Here is a 16,008-nt window from a genome sequence, read left to right on the forward strand (position 1 = left end):
TTCAGGCACGTCGTGCTTTTTCAGCCCTTTCATGGACCGTGCCCGGTGCGGCAAAACGAATTCTGCCGCACCGGATTTCGTATTGGAGCGCTGCGCTTACATCCAGCCGCGCTCTTTGTAGTACTTCTCGGCACCCGGATGCAGTGGTGCGGAAAGACCGGCCTTGATCATTTCTTCTTCTTTCAGGTTCTCGAATGCAGGGTGCAGACGCTTGAACCGGTCGAAGTTATCAAAAACAGCTTTCACCACCTGATAGACCACATCATCACTGACGTCGGCCGAGGTCACGAATGTGGCCTTAACACCAAATGTATTGATGTCTTCGGGTGACCCTTCGTACATGCCACCAGGAACGGTTGCGGCAGCATAGTAAGGGTTATCGGCAATCAGCTTGTCGATTTCGGGACCGGTCACAGGCACCAAGACCGCATCAACCGTTGATACCGCTTCCTGGATGGAACCGTTTGGATGGCCCACGGTATAGATGATCGCATCAACCTTGTTGTCACCCAGGGCTGCGGCCTGTTCGGCGGGCTTCAGTTCCGATGCCAGCGCAAAGTCGGACAGAGACCAACCGAGTGCGTCCATCACAACCTGCATGGTGGCGTGCTGACCGGAACCCGGATTGCCGATGTTCACGCGCTTGCCCTTCAGGTCGGCAAAGCTTTTGATGCCGGCGTCCGCCCGTGCGATAACGGTGAAAGGTTCACCATGTACTGAAAAGACCGCACGCTCCTTGTCGAACTTGTCTCCTTCGAACTTTGAGGTGCCGTTGTAGGCGTGGAACTGCCAGTCCGACTGCGCCACGCCCATATCCATGTCACCGGCTTTGATCGCGTTGATGTTTGCGATGGAACCGCCCGTGGAAGGGGCCGTGCATTTGAGGTTGTGATCGGCAGTACCGCGGTTCACCAGACGGCAGATTGACTGGCCTACAACGAAATAAACGCCGGTCTGGCCTCCAGTGCCGATGGTGATGAACTGCTCTTGTGCGCTGGCGGCCGATCCGGCCATCATAGCGCCTGCAAAAGCAAGATGTCTTAGAAATTTCATAACTTTCTCCCTGTTAACGTCATTCGTAGCGGCCTTCCCTTTTGGGGATCGCTTTGCATTTGTGGTGTCCGCGGGCGCATACCCTTACCACATGCGCAGATCCCGATCCTTGGCAAACCTGAGCCAGTGATTCAGGAAGGGGTGATATCGATGAAGACTGACGAGTCAGTTCCCGGCTTGCAACTAATTTTATGGGATTTCTCTGGAATCGTTTATTATTTTAATCAACTCGGGCGTTAGTAGCTAGAAAATGCGCGTTTTGGCCTTTGCTTGATTGACCCGCGCCGCGCCGCGGTCGGAAAGAATCAGAGAGGTGCGGCCAAATACCCCGCCAATCCAGTCCTGGCGCGAACCTGGATCAGCCGTATTCAGCTAAAACAGCGGCTACAAAAAAGGGCAGACCGCAATGGTCTGCCCCCTGGTGTCATTCATTTCTTTTGATCAGGCTTGCTGTTCGGCAACCGCTGCAGTCAGAGCCGCTTCGAAAATTTCCAGCCCTTCTTCGATGATGGCGTCCGATGCAGTGAGCGGCACCATGATCCGCACTGCATTGCCGTGCATGCCGCAGGACAAAAGGATCAAACCGCGTGACAGCGCATGGGCAATCACGGATTTTGTCAGCGCTGCATCCGGTGTGGCGGTATCAAAGTCGGTTACAAACTCAACCGCGAGCATTGCGCCAAGACCGCGAATGTCCCACATGCGGAAAGGTGCAACCCGTGCACCGATCTCGGCAAAGCGGGCGCGGAAGGTTTCGCCCATCGCGGTCGAACGGGCCAGCAGCCCTTCTTCTTCAATCGCTTCGATGGCTGCCAAAGCTGCGGCGCAAGCGACGGGGTTGCCGCCATATGTACCGCCCAGACCACCGGGGATCAAGGCGTCCATCACCTCTGCTCGTCCAATCACACCTGCAATCGGATAGCCACCTGCCATGGATTTCGCGACGGTGATCAGATCCGGGACAACGCCAGAGTGTTCAACAGCGAACCATGTGCCGGTACGGCCGAAGCCTGCCTGAATTTCATCTGCGATCAACAGGATACCATGTGTATCACAGATCTCGCGCAGGGCTTGCATCATTTCGAATGGTACAGGTGTATAACCACCTTCACCCAGAACAGGCTCGATGATGATACAGGCGACACGCTCTGGCTGGGCATCTGTCAGGAACAGGTTCTGCAGGCCGGTCAATGCGTCCTGCACGGTGATCCCGTCACGGGCGTTCGGGAAGGGCGCGCGGAAAATATCGGAGGGGAATGGGCCGATGTCCTTTTTGTAAGGGGACACTTTGCCAGTCATGCCAAGCGTCATCAATGTGCGGCCGTGATAGGCACCGGAAAAGGCAATCACACCGGTACGACCGGTCGCGGCACGTGCGATCTTGACCGCGTTTTCCACAGCTTCGGCACCTGTCGTGACAAGCAGGGTTTTCTTGGCATGTTCACCGGGTGCCAATGCGTTCAGCTTTTCAGCAAGCGCAACATAGGGTTCGTATGGCACAACCTGAAAGCTGGTGTGCGTATACAAATCTTCCTGTGCCTTGGCGGCTGCAATTACCTTTGGGTGACGGTGGCCGGTGTTCAAAACGGCAATGCCGCCGGCAAAATCAACATACCGCTTGCCTTCGACATCCCAAAGCTCGGCATTCTCGGCGCGTTGCGCAAACACCGGTGCGGCAGAGGCAACACCCCGCGGCACCGCAGCTTCGCGGCGCGCAACCAGTTCGGCATTTGACTTGGTTGCTGTCCCTACATCGGGGACCACTGAAATGTTTGGCTTGGTCTTGGTTGCGCTTTTGCGCGATTTCTTTTTAACAGTGTTCGACATATCAAGGCTCCTTCAAGAGGCTGAACACAATACCCCCCAAGGGATGATCCCGCGTGGCGTGGTGTTTAAAATTCTCATAATGCGTTTATTATAGCTGTCAATACGCAAAAAGCACGCGTTCTATCGACGGGTCCGTCCCGAAAAACTTTTGGCAGGTTCGCATTTGGAAAACTGTTTGGAAGCCGGTTCAGATGCAGTATGGACCCATACAGAACTAACGAGCTGAGACCGCAAAGGAATTTGTCTTGAACATTGGCAAAAGGTTGCAAGAACTTCGGAAACTGCATGGTTTGTCGCAACGAGAACTCGCCGCCCGGGCGGGTTTGACGAACGGCACGATTTCGCTGATCGAACAAAACAAAACCAGTCCATCTGTCGCATCCCTCAAGAGTTTGCTGGATGCCATCCCGATGAGCATCGCGGAATTCTTTGCGATTATCGAGGAAGAAGAGCGCGCAACCTACTTTTACGGAGTCGATGAATTCATCGAGATCGCGCCACAATCCGGTGGTTCTGCCGTTTCCTTGCGCCAGTTGGGCGATGCCAGCACCCATGCACTGCAAATCCTGGATGAAACCTACCCGGCCGGGGCAGATACGGGGCCTGAATTGCTGACCCATGCTGGCGAGGAAGCAGGCATTGTAACAACCGGAGAGATCGAGATTACTGTCGCGGATCAGGTCAAGGTGCTGAGGGAGGGCGAGGGGTATCTGTTTGACAGCCGCCTGCCGCACCGTTTTCGCAACATCAGCGATACGACCTGCCGGATTATCAGTGCTTGCACGCCGCCAACGTTCTAGCCCGGTGTGCCCCGCTGCGTCATATCTTCCTTTTTCAGCGGCAGTGCTGTCATTCCACGGCCTGTAGGATAAGTCTGTCGCAAGTTGGGGGGAAGCGATGTTGCTTGAGTTTGATAGGGTGGAAAAGTCCTTTGCCGACAACGAAGGGCCGGTGCGTGTATTGCAGGGGGTCAGCTTTGATCTGGCACCAGGGCAGACGCTGGCGTTGACCGGTGAATCCGGCAGCGGCAAAAGCACGTTACTGCATATCGCAGCAGGGTTGGAGAGTGCTGATGGTGGGGCCGTCAGGATCGCGGGCCGTGACCTCCTACAGATGGGTGACGCAGAACGCGCCGCCCTGAGATTGTCCCAGATCGCCTTGGTCTTTCAACAATTCAACCTGATCCCGTCGCTGACAGTCGGTGCCAATATCGCTTTTCAGGCACGGCTTGCCCGTTGCGCGGATGCGGCATACATTGACCATATCGCGGCTGCCTTGGGCCTGACCGCCTGTTTGCACAAATATCCTGAAACCCTTTCCGGCGGGCAGCAGCAACGGGTCGCGATTGCCCGCGCCCTTGCGGCAAAGCCCAATCTGTTGCTTGCGGATGAGCCAACCGGCAATCTGGACGAAGGAACTGCGCATGAGGTTCTGGAACAGATGTTGAAACTGGTCGCACAAACTGGTGCAGCCGTGATGATCGTGACCCATTCGCCCGTTGTTGCAGCGCGTATGGATCGCAACCTGCATCTGCGCGGTGGTCAGCTGGTATGATGGGCGTCTGTCTGACTGCGCTGCTGTCGCATTGGTGGCGCAATCCGATTCAGCTTTTTGCCTATCTCGCCGGCTTGGCGCTGGCCACTGCACTCTGGTCCGGGGTTCAGGCAATCAACGCAGAGGCACGGGCAAGTTACGATGCCGCTGCGGGACTGCTGGATGACGGGCAGTTTGACCAATTGTTGCCCCGTCAGGGAACCAGTATTCCGCAAGAAGTCTACATCGCGCTCAGGCGTGCGGGGTGGGTAGTCTCCCCGGTGATCGAAGGTCGATTGGGCAAGCTACGCCTCCTGGGGATCGATCCTGTGACGGCACCGCGCGGGCTTGGACCCGGCGGTCCTGCCCGACTCTTGTCCCTGGAGGCCGGAGCGGGGGACAGGCTTTTCATGGCGCAAAGTACGGCACAGGGGGTTGATGTCGATGTTGCAGTGACGATTGACGCGGGCATTGCTCCGGGGATGGCGATTGCCGATATCGGAGTCACGCAGCGTCTGCTGAAACGCAATGACCTGTCGCGTCTGATCATCCTGCCGCAACAACCGCTCGGCCGGGTCGAGCTTGCACAAATCGCTCCGGAGCTGCGGCTGCAACCTGCGCAACAAACCGCCGACATCGGACAATTGACCGATAGTTTCCATCTCAACCTCTCGGCCTTTGGTCTGCTGAGTTTCGCAGTGGGGCTGTTCATCGTGCACAGCACCATCGGTCTGGCCTTCGAACAGCGACGCGGCATGATCCGAACCCTGCGGTCCCTGGGCGTGCCCCTGCGGGGCCTGATCACCTTGATCGCGGTCGAGATGATGCTGCTGGCGGCTGTCGGTGCGGTTGCAGGTGTTGTCGCGGGATATTTGATCGCGGGCCTGTTGCTGCCTGATGTCGCGGCCACTCTGCGCGGGCTTTATGGCGCGGACATAGCCGGGACGATCCAACTGCGCAGGTCATGGTGGTTGTCCGGTCTTCTGATTGCCCTGCTGGGCACGGCTGTAGCGCTGACCGGGCGTCTCTGGCAGATCGCTCATATGCCGCTTCTGGCCAGTGTCAGGCCGCGTGCCTGGGTCATGGCAACAGACGCCCGTTTCCGCCTGCAAAGCCGGGGGGCGGTCATATTGCTGGCGGGCGCGCTGGTTCTGGCCCTGCTCGGGCAGGGGTTGGTTGGCGGATTTGCCTTGCTGGGGTGCCTCTTGATCGGGGCGGCATTGATATTGCCGAAGCTGGCAGCGGTGGTGATAACGATGTTCGAAAGGAACGCCCGCAGTCCGTTATGGCAATGGTTCTGGGCGGATACGAAACAGCAGTTGCCCGGTCTTAGTCTTGCCCTGATGGCGTTGTTGCTTGCGGTTTCTGCGAACATCGGCGTGTCAACCATGGTGTCGAGTTTCCGACTGACCTTTGTCGGGTTTCTGGATCAACGTCTTGCCCCAGAGTTGTTTGTGCAGGTTGAAACCGCTGCCCAAAGTGCAGAGGTGCAGGCGTTTCTGGACAAAAACGCAACCGAGGTACTGCCCCTGTTGAAAACCAGGGCACGGACCGTCGGACCACCAACCGAGCTTTATGGCGTGCAGGTCGGGCCGACCTATCGCGAGAACTGGGTCTTTCTTGATGCAGGAAGGGCGCCCTGGGATACCGTTGCGGCCGGTCTGGGGGCAGTGGTGAATGAGCAATTCGCACGTCGCGCAGGTCTCTGGGTCGGAGACAGGGTGGCAATTGACGGCGACACAACCCTGCCCATTGCCGCAGTTGTAGGTGACTATGGCAACCCGAGCGGTCAAATCGTCGTTTCGGCGCAACTGCTGCAGACCTTTCATCCGGGCGTGATCCCGATGCAATTCGGAGTCCGCACTCAGAACACCCTAGCCTTGAGGCAATCCCTGCAAGACACTCTTGGCATTCCTGCGAATGCAATCGTCAATCAGGCCGCAATCAAGGCCCTGTCGATGCAGGTGTTTGAACGGACCTTTACTGTCACCGCAGCGCTGAATGCCCTGACCCTGCTGGTCGCCGGTTTCGCCATTCTCATGAGCCTGCTGACGCTGGCCGATCTGCGGGTGCCACAGCTTGCTCCCGTTTGGGCATTGGGCATCACGCGGCGCTACCTCGGCAGGCTGGAAGTCTTGCGCGCCCTTGCACTTGCCGCAGTGGTTTTTGTCTGCGCCGTGCCCTTGGGGTTGGCACTGGCCTGGGTTTTGCTCAGCATCATCAATGTCGAGGCCTTTGGCTGGCGATTGCCCATGTACCTGTTCCCGGCAGAATATTTGCGTCTGGGGGTCTATTCCCTTGGCGCTGCACTGCTGGCAGCGCTCTGGCCTGCCTTGCGGTTGATGCGCACGCCTCCCTCTGCATTGCTCAAGGTCTTTGCAAATGAACGCTAAACTTGTCTTGTTTCTGCTCGTGTTTCCGGTGACGCTTTGGGCGCAGGGGTTCTCGGGTCTTGGCGCGCAGGTCGACGGATTTGCGACGCCAGCGCCAAATCCCGTGTTCGATTTTCCCGAAGATCATGGCCCGCACCCTGATTTCCGCATCGAGTGGTGGTATGTGACTGCGAATCTGCAAGGGGCAGATGGACAAGACTATGGTCTGCAATGGACCTTGTTTCGTACAGCCCTTGCCCCAGGAGAAGCGGCGGGCTGGCGTTCTCCCCAGGTGTGGTTTGCCCATGCTGCTGTTACCACACCCAAGGCACATTTTGCCAGCGAACGCTTTGCCCGCGGTGGCATCGGGCAGGCGGGGGTCGAAGCTGCGCCCTTTCATGCCTGGATTGATGAATGGGCCCTTTCAGGTGCTGATTTCGACCGGCTGGACCTCAAGGCGCGGGGGGCTGACTTTGGTTTTGACATGACGCTTGATGCCCTCGGGCCGTTGGTATTTCACGGTGCCGACGGGTATTCGGTAAAATCGAGGGAGGGGCAGGCGAGCTATTATTATTCGCAGCCGTTCTTCGACATCGAAGGCAAGTTGATCCTGCCCGAAGGCACAGTTCCTGTTTCCGGCAAGGCCTGGCTGGACCGCGAATGGTCCTCGCAACCGTTGTCGGAAAATCAGACCGGATGGGATTGGTTTTCCCTTTCGTTTGATGATGGGGCCAAACTGATGGGTTTTTTGTTGCGCCAGAACGACGGTACGACCTTCAGCGCCTCGACCTGGATTACGTCCGAAGGCGAGGCCGTCACCCTGCCTGCCGATGCATTTCGTGCCGTCGCGCTGGAAAAACACCGCATCGCGGGCCGCGAGATCCCGACAAGTTGGCAAGTCACCTTGCCAGAGCGCGGCATCAATGTAACCGTTGCGGCGCTCAACCCAAATTCATGGATGGACCTCTCGATCCCGTACTGGGAGGGACCGGTCCGCATTTCCGGCAGCCATGCCGGCAAAGGCTACCTGGAAATGACGGGCTATGAATGACCCAAGTCATCGGAGGGCGATCCGATCGTCTGTGCAACTTGTTGGTGCCTCGGCTGCCGGAAGTGATGGCGCGTTAATCGCGTGGAAAGAGGTGCCAGCCTAGAAACGGCCAAAGGCTTCATAATGAGCCTCAGCAGTGTCAAGGAACCGCATCATGTCTGACAGCAACACTGGTGAAACCGGACGCCTGAGCCGTGTCCAGTTGATTCACAGTCTGTTTTTCAAATGCACCTTTATGGTGGCGATTTGTGTCCTGATGGTGGTTGCAGTGATCGAACTGCGCAATGGCCAGGACGTCAAGACCAGAACAATCAGGGCGATCGGCCACCGTGCGCAGGACGTGACAGACCTGTTGGCGATGCAAATGGGCGGCGCGATCAAGTTCGGGAATGTCGATGCGGTGACGCAACTTGTCGACGGGGTGATGGAAAACTCCGGTCAGGATCTGCTGGGGGTCATGGTCTTTGATGCCAATGAAACTGTGCTGTTTCGCACCGGCCACGGGATGTTCGAACCGGTTGCCGGGAAACTGACCGACCTGGCGCAGGAAAATATGGCCGCTCAATCTGGCATGGTTTCTGGCGATGGCCTGCGTATTGTTGCGCCCAGCCATTTCGGGTCTGAAAACCAACCGGTAGGAGGTGTGGTGACCCTCTGGACATCCGAGCCGGCACTTGCCGCGCTTGCCCGAGAAAGATGGAAAACGACCGGTATCGCCTTTGTTGTCTTTCTGGTGGCCCTGCTGGGTGCAGGATGGTTTTTGCGTTCGCGTTTGTCCCGGCCGCTGCGGCTTTTGGGAAAGGCGATGACCCTGGTTACCCTGGGTAATTATGCGGCCAGCGTGCCCTATGCCGCACGCCGGGATGAAATCGGCTTGATGGCCGGGCGCCTGGACCAACTGCGCAACACATTGGCCGAAGCCCGTGCGCAGCAATCGGAAAACATGTTCAAAAGCGCCGCTTTTGAAGCCTCGGCATCGGCGATGATGATGGTTGATGAATCCTTCAAGGTGCGTTTCGTGAACCCCAGATGCATCGAGTTGATCGAGCGCCTACAACCGGACATCGGCAGCTTCTGGCCCGATGTGACCTCTGACGCTCTGATCGGTCAGAGCGTCAAGCGCTTCAGCCTTCTCAACGAATCCCTGCTTGGGACCGTCGCGCGTGGGGAGGTGACATCGGGTGTGAACACTACGCTGAATCTACGTGTCGGGTCCCGCATTTTACGCCTGACGACAAGTCCGGTTTGCGGCGCTGACGGGCAGCAGGCGGGGTGTGTCGTTGAATGGATGGATCGTACGCAGGCTGCCCAGGACGCGGCATTGGTTGCCGCCATCAATGCGGCACAGGCGCGCGTCAGCTTTAGCAATGCGGGCAAGGTTACAGATGCGAACGAGAACTTTCTTTCGATGATCAATGGCAAATTGGAGGATACGTCGGTCTGCTCCCTGGCGCGGATGTTTGCCAACAACATCCCCGATGATTCCAGCGGCCTCGAATTCTCCCGCCGGGTGTTCAACGAAGAGATCCAGCCGGGCCGGTTCAAGGCGTTCAGTGTGCTTGCCGATACCACCTTTATCGTCGAGGGGTGTTTTGCCGTCGGCAAGGACGAGGAGGGCAACATTGAATATGTCAGCTTTATCGGATCGGATGTCACCGAACAGGATAAAGCGATCAAAAGCGCCGAGGCCGACCGCCAGCGTGTCGCCAAAGAACAAAACACAGTGGTCGAACTATTGGGAATAAGCCTGAGAAAGCTGGCAGACGGAGATCTGGAATGCGATATCGCAGAGGAGGTTCCCGAGGCCTATACAAAGCTGCGTGATGATTTCAACGCCACCGTTCTGTCGCTGCGCGATGCGATCTCTGCGGTGATGCATAATTCGGATTCGATCCGAAATGAAACGAATGAGATCACCGCAGCAGCAGATGACCTGTCGCGCCGCACCGAAAAGCAGGCCGCCACCCTGGAAGAAACCGCAGCGGCGCTTGATGAATTGACCGTGTCGGTCCATTCAGCCGCGGAGGGTGCCGATGAAGCCAGCAAGATGTCAGCAGACGCACAGCGCAATGCCGAACAAGGTGGAGAAATCGCCCTGAGAGCTGTGGCAGCCATGGATGGCATCAAAAATTCCTCGCAGGAGATTTCCAAAATCACCACGGTGATCGACGATATCGCTTTTCAGACGAATCTGCTGGCCTTGAACGCAGGAGTCGAAGCCGCACGGGCAGGCGAGGCAGGGCGGGGATTTGCGGTGGTTGCAACCGAAGTGCGCGCCTTGGCGCAGCGATCGTCGGAGGCAGCGCGCGAGATCAATGAACTGATCAGCGCAAGCGGCGAGCAGGTTCAGCAGGGTGTCGATCTGGTTGACCGTACCGGCAAGGCGCTGGCCTCCATCGTTGTCTCGGTTTCGGAAATTTCCAACCGGGTGTCCAACATTGCGGTTTCAGCACGCGAACAATCCAACGGGCTGGCTGAAATCAACACCGCTGTGAATGAACTGGATCATGTCACGCAGCAAAACGCGGCGATGTTCGAAGAAACGACAGCGGCAAGCCACGCTTTGACCGCCGAAGCTGACGCGCTGGTGAATGCGGTCTCCCGCTTCAAGATGAAGGCCACGCAACTGGGGGCTGCGCGCAGAGATTCAAACATGATGCCCCAATTGCGTGAGACAAGTGTGAATGGCAATCTGGCTCTGGATCGTCATGCGCAGATTGCTGTCGAAGGCTGGGAGGAATTCTAGCCTTTTGGCGTAAACCAGCGGTCCGCGTCGTCAGTCCCGTTTGCCGGCAAACCGTGCGCTCCATTCGGTGACATTGTCATCGGTGATTTTTGCAAACAGAACTTCGGGCACTTCAAAGCTGTGGCCAACCGCCAGGCGGGTCAGGGCAGCGGGAACATCATCCGGCCATGGTGCATCTTCGACCTTCATCGCGGCAAGCATGGAGGCCGAGGCATCTGGCATAAAGGGCGCGGCCAGAGTCGCGTAAAGCGGGATCAGGTTCAAAGCCAAACGTACCTGAGCCGCCGCTTTGTCGGGATCCGTCTTGAAGGTGGTCCAGGGCGCTTGGGCTTGCAAATATTCGTTGCCCGCCGCCCATATCGCCCGCAGTTCCTGTGCGGATTTGCGCACCTCGATGGCATCCATATGGTCCTGATACCGGGCCACACGTGCGGTCAGGTCCGCAATCAAGGCCTCTTCGGAGGCACCAAAGCTGCCCCCTGCTGGAACCGATTCACCGAATTTCGAGCGGCAAAACTTGGTGATACGACTGATGAAATTGCCCAGCACATCGGCAAGATCCTTGTTCGCCGAACTCTGGAAATTCTCCCATGTGAATTCCGCATCCGAGGTTTCGGGCGCATGGCTGAGCAGCCACCAACGCCAATAATCGGCAGGCAGGATTTCAAGTGCCTGATCCATAAAGACGCCGCGCCCGCGCGACGTGGAAAACTGCCCACCGTCGTAGGTCAGGTAGTTGAAGGACTTGATATAATCCACCAGCTTCCAGGGCTCGCCGGACCCCATGATCGTTGCCGGAAAGCTGAGCGTATGGAAGGGGACGTTGTCCTTGCCCATGAACTGGGTATAGCGCACGTCATCGGCACCTTTGTCGGTACGCCACCAGCGTTGCCAATCCCGGCCCTTGCCTGCATCGACCCATTCCTGGGATGAGGCGATATATTCAATCGGCGCGTCAAACCAGACGTAGAACACTTTGCCCTCCATCCCGGGCCAGGGGGCATCGCCCCGCTTGACCGGGACGCCCCAATCGAGGTCACGGGTGATGCCGCGGTCTTGCAAACCGTCACCGTCATGCAGCCATTTGCGCGCGATTGAGGTCGTCAGGATCGGCCAATCGTCTTTGGTGTTGATCCAGGTATCCAGCTGGTCCTTCATCTTGCTTTGACGCAGGAAAAGATGTTTGGTGTCGCGCATTTCCAGATCAGTGGAGCCAGAAATCGTGCTGCGCGGCTCGATCAGGTCGACCGGGTCGAGTTGTTTGGTGCAATTGTCACATTGATCCCCGCGCGCAGAGTCAAAACCGCAGTTGGGGCAGGTACCTTCGATGTAACGATCGGGCAGGAACCTGCCGTCGGCAATTGAAAAGACCTGTTTTTCGGTAACTTCCTCGATCAGACCCTGATCCGCAAGTACGCCTGCAAAATGCTGGGTCAAGGCATGGTTCTGCTTTGACGAAGAGCGTCCGAAATGGTCAAAAGACATGCCGAACCGGGTTGCGATATCCGCCTGGATCTCGTGCATTTCAGCGCAGTATTCAGCGACAGGCTGACCGGCTTTGGCCGCGGCAAGTTCGGCCGGGGTGCCATGTTCATCGGTCGCACAAAGAAACAGGACCTCATGGCCACGCGCCCGCAGATAGCGGGCATAAAGATCGGCGGGCAGTTGGCTGCCGACGAGATTGCCAAGGTGTTTGATGCCATTGATATATGGGATGGCGGAGGTGATGAGGTGGCGGGCCATGAATCTTCCTTTGGGCGGTTGTGCCTGACATAGACCGAGCGGACCGCAGGATCAATTGGCCATGGGCCTAACGTTTATTGCGATCCTTGCGCAGCAGTCGCCCCACAACAAAGGAGGTGCGCGGCGCATAGATATAGGGTGTGCGTTTGGCCCGTGCGGGACGGGCGCGCATCCGCAGGATACCAAACACAACCAACAGCGCATGTCCGACGGAAATCATCGCAAAGAGGGCTGCGGGCCCATATCCTTCGATCAGGACAGAGGCTATGTAGGGTGCAAAAATCGCACCCGTCGCGAACCAGAACATCAGGGCAGCAGAGAGTTCGACGCGTTCGTCATCGCTGGCAAAGTCATGGGCATGAGCGGCGGCAACAGAAAAAATCGGAAAGGTAGTAAAACCAAACAGCGCCGCAGACAGCATGACGCCATTGGTACCGAGGTCACTGGACATCATCGTGACGCCGCAACTGAAGATGGCTGCAACCGACAGCCAGACCAGTACCCAGCGCCGGTCGTATTTGTCGGCAAGCCAGCCGACCGGAAATTGCGCCAAGGCACCGCCCAGCACGAAAGCCGACAGAAACCAGGCGATTTGTCCGGCGCTTAGCCCGACTTCCTGACCATAGATCGGACCGACCATTCGAAACGAGGCGCTTGACAGGGCGGCGACAATGACCGCGGCAGCGGCAAGGGGCGAGCGATCATAGGCAAGACGAGGCCGCAATCGCGGGGATGCGGGGGTTTCGGGCGGTTTGATTGTCGTCAAGGTCAGCGGCAACAGGGCGGCGCAACACCCGATGGCCAAAAGGTTGTAGGACACATAAGATGCTGGTGCGAGGATACCGACGATCATCTGCGCACCCAGACTGCCAAGCATATCGACAACGCGGTAGATGCCCATGGTACGGCCGCGGGTTTCGTTTGTGACCTTGGCTTGTAACCAGGCCTCGATGACCGTGTAGCATCCGGCGACACAAAGACCGGATGCCATGCGCATAATACCCCATGCATAGGCATCAATCACAAGCATATGCGCCATCAACCCAATTGCGCCCATGGCCGTAAAGGCTGCAAAGGCACGGCTGTGTCCAACGGACCCCATCAGGCGTGGCGCCCACCAGCAGCCAATGAAGAAGCCCAGAAAATGTGCCGAACCCAGCATGCCGATTTCCTGGCGGGAGAAGCCGAGGACCGAACCCGACAAAACGTCAATTGGTCCGACGCCTCCTGAAGAAAGCTGCAGCAACAGAACTGAAAAGAATAGGGCAGCAAAGGATATGAGAAGGCGCATAAAAGGACTTAGGCATTTTTGGCAGGGGAACCAAAGTGAAAAACGCAAGGCATGTGAAATGGTGTCAGATCCTTGGGAGCAGACGGGTGAAAGCGTTTGTCCGGTTGCAGGCTTCGCACAGCGCTGTTTACGCTTGAAGGTGCGCAATAGGACCTTAGGGTGCAGTCAAAGTTTTACGGTGCCGACACAATGGGAATACAGAGATGAAAATGAACAATCTTGGTGGCAGCGGTCTGCTGGTTTCGGAGCTTTGTCTGGGATCCATGACCTGGGGGACGCAGAACACTGCGGAGGAGGCACACGCACAGATTGATCATGCGTTGGATGCCGGAATCAATTTTATCGACACAGCCGAGATGTATCCGGTCAATCCCGTCAGCGCCCATACCGTGGGTCGTACAGAGCAGATCATCGGTCAGTGGCTGGAAAAAGACAAACGTCGCAAGGAGGTGATTCTGGCGACAAAACATTCCGGTGAAGGCCTTGAACATGTGCGCGACGGCGCACCGATCTCATCCAAGACAATTGCGGCAACGATTGAAGGGTCGCTGCGCCGGCTCAAGACCGACTACATTGATCTCTACCAGTTCCACTGGCCCAACCGCGGAAGCTATATGTTCCGGAACAACTGGCGGTTTGATCCTTCAAATCAGGACCGGACTGAAACGATTGCCCATATGGAAGATGCGATGGCGGCCCTGCAGGCCGAGGTCGAGCGTGGCACGATCCGGCATTTTGGATTGAGCAATGAAAGCGCCTGGGGCATGACGATGTGGTCGCAGATGGCAAAGCAAACGGGCGGGCCCCGGCCGATTTCGATTCAGAATGAATATTCGTTGATGTGCCGCATGGCGGATACGGATGTGGCAGAGGCGTGTATCAATGAAAACATTGATATGTTTGCATTTTCTCCGATGGCGACCGGGTTGTTGACGGGCAAATATCAAGGTGGCGCTGTACCTGAAGGGTCGCGTTTGTCGCTGAATCCCGATCTTGGTGGACGCAAGGGGCCGCGTGCTTTCGAGGCAGTCGATGCCTATTTGAAAGTGGCAGCAGATCACGGGCTGGATCCGGTGCATATGGCGCTGGCATGGTGTTGTCAGCGTTCCTTTGTCGGGTCCGTGATCTTTGGTGCGACATCGATGGGGCAATTGGAAGTGGCTCTTGGGTCAACACAGGTAACGCTGGATAACGCGGTTTTCGAAGCGTTGGACGAGGTCAACAGGACACATCCCTTGCCCTATTGAGCGCGGCGGAAACTTCGCGACGTTTCCCACCGGATTCTTTGAAGGAACACCCATCGGCCATCTGTGTCGTTACGGATGTTTCAAGCAGTCGTTTTCGGCATGGCCTTCGGACGCTGCCTGTCGCATGCTTTGACCCAAATGCTCTGATCAAGGAACGCCTCCTATGCCTCTCACGATGAACCGCGACGTTTTTGTCACCTGTGCCGTGACCGGCTCTGGCAGTACTCAGGACCGCAGCCCGCATGTGCCGCGCTCACCTGAACAAATTGCTAACAGTGCGATTGCGGCGGCAAAGGCGGGGGCGGCGGTGGTGCATTGCCATGTGCGCGATCCGGAGACAGGGCAACCAAGCCGAGATCTGAAACTATATCGTGAAGTCACCGAACGCATTCGCGACAGCGACACGGATGTGGTGTTGAACCTGACCGCCGGCATGGGCGGTGACATCGTGTTTGGCGATGTGGAAAATCCGTTTCCAACCCGCGAGGGGACGGACATGGTGGGGGCGAGCGAGCGGGTGGCGCATATCGCCGAGTGCCTGCCGGAAATCTGCACGCTGGACTGCGGCACGATGAATTTTGCCGAAGCCGATTATGTGATGACCAACACGCCGGGCATGCTGACCGCCATGGGCGGGATGATGACCAAGCTGGGCGTGAAACCCGAGATCGAAGCCTTTGACACGGGCCATTTGTGGTATGCAAAACAATTGGTTGCGGACGGTGTTCTGGACGCGCCTGCGCTGGTGCAATTGTGCATGGGGGTGCCATGGGGCGCGCCGGATGACCTCAATACCTTTATGGCGATGGTCAACAATGTGCCGTCAGACTGGACGTTTTCGGGCTTTGGTCTGGGGCGCAATCAGATGGCCTATGTCGCGGCATCTGTGCTGGCGGGCGGCAATGTGCGCGTGGGGCTTGAGGATAACCTCTGGCTTGAGAAAGGTGTGCTGGCCGAGAATTACCAACTTGTCGAACGCGCGGTATCCATCATCGAAAACATGGGTGCGCGGGTGATCGGGCCGGAAGCGGTACGTGAGAAACTGGGGCTGAGCAAGCGTGCACCGAAGTGAACGCAGACGCAGAAAATGGCCTGAAAACGGGGCGGCATCCTGCGTGCACCCCCGGTACACCCCCTGTGCACCG

11 protein-coding genes are annotated in these 16,008 nt (G+C 57.4%); 7 read left to right on the forward strand and 4 right to left on the reverse strand.

Features of this window, described 5'->3' with window-relative positions:
* Window positions 1-96: 96 nt before the first annotated feature.
* Complete coding sequence (locus OS190_RS14685; protein WP_267159471.1) at window positions 97-1,053, reverse strand: TAXI family TRAP transporter solute-binding subunit; 957 nt, start codon at window positions 1,051-1,053, stop codon at window positions 97-99.
* A 441-nt stretch (window positions 1,054-1,494) separates the two neighbouring features.
* Window positions 1,495-2,880 carry a 4-aminobutyrate--2-oxoglutarate transaminase gene (gene gabT, locus OS190_RS14690; RefSeq protein WP_267159472.1) on the reverse strand — a complete coding sequence of 462 codons (1,386 nt, stop codon included), beginning with the start codon at window positions 2,878-2,880 and terminating at the stop codon, window positions 1,495-1,497.
* A 245-nt stretch (window positions 2,881-3,125) separates the two neighbouring features.
* Here gabT and OS190_RS14695 point away from each other — a divergent pair, with 245 nt between their 5' ends.
* The 5 genes from OS190_RS14695 (at window position 3,126) to OS190_RS14715 (ending at window position 10,582) form a co-directional block, all read left to right on the forward strand.
* Window positions 3,126-3,680, forward strand: a complete 555-nt coding sequence (locus OS190_RS14695; protein ID WP_267159473.1) for a cupin domain-containing protein — start codon at window positions 3,126-3,128, stop codon at window positions 3,678-3,680.
* A 97-nt stretch (window positions 3,681-3,777) separates the two neighbouring features.
* Window positions 3,778-4,434: an ABC transporter ATP-binding protein gene (locus OS190_RS14700; protein WP_267159474.1), complete on the forward strand. Its 657-nt coding sequence runs from the start codon at window positions 3,778-3,780 to the stop codon at window positions 4,432-4,434.
* Window positions 4,431-6,806, forward strand: a complete 2,376-nt coding sequence (locus OS190_RS14705) for an FtsX-like permease family protein (protein ID WP_267159475.1) — start codon at window positions 4,431-4,433, stop codon at window positions 6,804-6,806. Before OS190_RS14700 ends, OS190_RS14705 begins: the two co-directional genes overlap by 4 nt.
* Window positions 6,796-7,836: a lipocalin-like domain-containing protein gene (locus OS190_RS14710; protein ID WP_267159476.1), complete on the forward strand. Its 1,041-nt coding sequence runs from the start codon at window positions 6,796-6,798 to the stop codon at window positions 7,834-7,836. Before OS190_RS14705 ends, OS190_RS14710 begins: the two co-directional genes overlap by 11 nt.
* Window positions 7,837-7,990: 154 nt before the next feature.
* Window positions 7,991-10,582, forward strand: a complete 2,592-nt coding sequence (locus OS190_RS14715) for a methyl-accepting chemotaxis protein (RefSeq protein ID WP_267159477.1) — start codon at window positions 7,991-7,993, stop codon at window positions 10,580-10,582.
* Window positions 10,583-10,612: 30 nt separating this feature from the next.
* On the opposite strand, the gene metG is transcribed toward OS190_RS14715, so the two are convergent.
* Together metG and OS190_RS14725 are read right to left on the reverse strand one after the other, a co-directional pair.
* Entirely contained in the window at window positions 10,613-12,325 is a 1,713-nt protein-coding gene (metG, locus tag OS190_RS14720) for a methionine--tRNA ligase (protein ID WP_267159478.1), read from the reverse strand.
* Between the two features lie 67 nt (window positions 12,326-12,392).
* Complete coding sequence (locus OS190_RS14725; protein ID WP_267159479.1) at window positions 12,393-13,616, reverse strand: MFS transporter; 1,224 nt, start codon at window positions 13,614-13,616, stop codon at window positions 12,393-12,395.
* Between the two features lie 203 nt (window positions 13,617-13,819).
* Between OS190_RS14725 and OS190_RS14730 the strand changes: the two genes are divergently transcribed.
* Window positions 13,820-14,863, forward strand: a complete 1,044-nt coding sequence (locus OS190_RS14730) for an aldo/keto reductase (protein WP_267159480.1) — start codon at window positions 13,820-13,822, stop codon at window positions 14,861-14,863.
* 163 nt (window positions 14,864-15,026) lie between these two features.
* On the forward strand, window positions 15,027-15,935 hold the full coding sequence (gene bcoG, locus OS190_RS14735; protein WP_267159481.1) for a 3-dehydrocarnitine:acetyl-CoA trimethylamine transferase BcoG: 909 nt from the start codon (window positions 15,027-15,029) through the stop codon (window positions 15,933-15,935).
* Window positions 15,936-16,008 lie beyond the last annotated feature (73 nt).

Source organism: Sulfitobacter sp. F26204 (assembly GCF_026410305.1).
Taxonomy (GTDB): domain Bacteria; phylum Pseudomonadota; class Alphaproteobacteria; order Rhodobacterales; family Rhodobacteraceae; genus Sulfitobacter.

What these genes read in the sequence shown, in the direction of transcription:
- OS190_RS14685 (WP_267159471.1), bottom strand. Translation starts at nt 1,053, where the DNA reads ATGAAATTTCTAAGACATCTTGCTTTTGCAGGCGCTATGATGGCCGGA.
- gabT (WP_267159472.1), bottom strand. Translation starts at nt 2,880, where the DNA reads ATGTCGAACACTGTTAAAAAGAAATCGCGCAAAAGCGCAACCAAGACC.
- OS190_RS14700 (WP_267159474.1), top strand. Translation starts at nt 3,778, where the DNA reads ATGTTGCTTGAGTTTGATAGGGTGGAAAAGTCCTTTGCCGACAACGAA.
- OS190_RS14705 (WP_267159475.1), top strand. Translation starts at nt 4,431, where the DNA reads ATGATGGGCGTCTGTCTGACTGCGCTGCTGTCGCATTGGTGGCGCAAT.
- OS190_RS14710 (WP_267159476.1), top strand. Translation starts at nt 6,796, where the DNA reads ATGAACGCTAAACTTGTCTTGTTTCTGCTCGTGTTTCCGGTGACGCTT.
- OS190_RS14715 (WP_267159477.1), top strand. Translation starts at nt 7,991, where the DNA reads ATGTCTGACAGCAACACTGGTGAAACCGGACGCCTGAGCCGTGTCCAG.
- metG (WP_267159478.1), bottom strand. Translation starts at nt 12,325, where the DNA reads ATGGCCCGCCACCTCATCACCTCCGCCATCCCATATATCAATGGCATC.
- OS190_RS14725 (WP_267159479.1), bottom strand. Translation starts at nt 13,616, where the DNA reads ATGCGCCTTCTCATATCCTTTGCTGCCCTATTCTTTTCAGTTCTGTTG.
- OS190_RS14730 (WP_267159480.1), top strand. Translation starts at nt 13,820, where the DNA reads ATGAAAATGAACAATCTTGGTGGCAGCGGTCTGCTGGTTTCGGAGCTT.
- bcoG (WP_267159481.1), top strand. Translation starts at nt 15,027, where the DNA reads ATGCCTCTCACGATGAACCGCGACGTTTTTGTCACCTGTGCCGTGACC.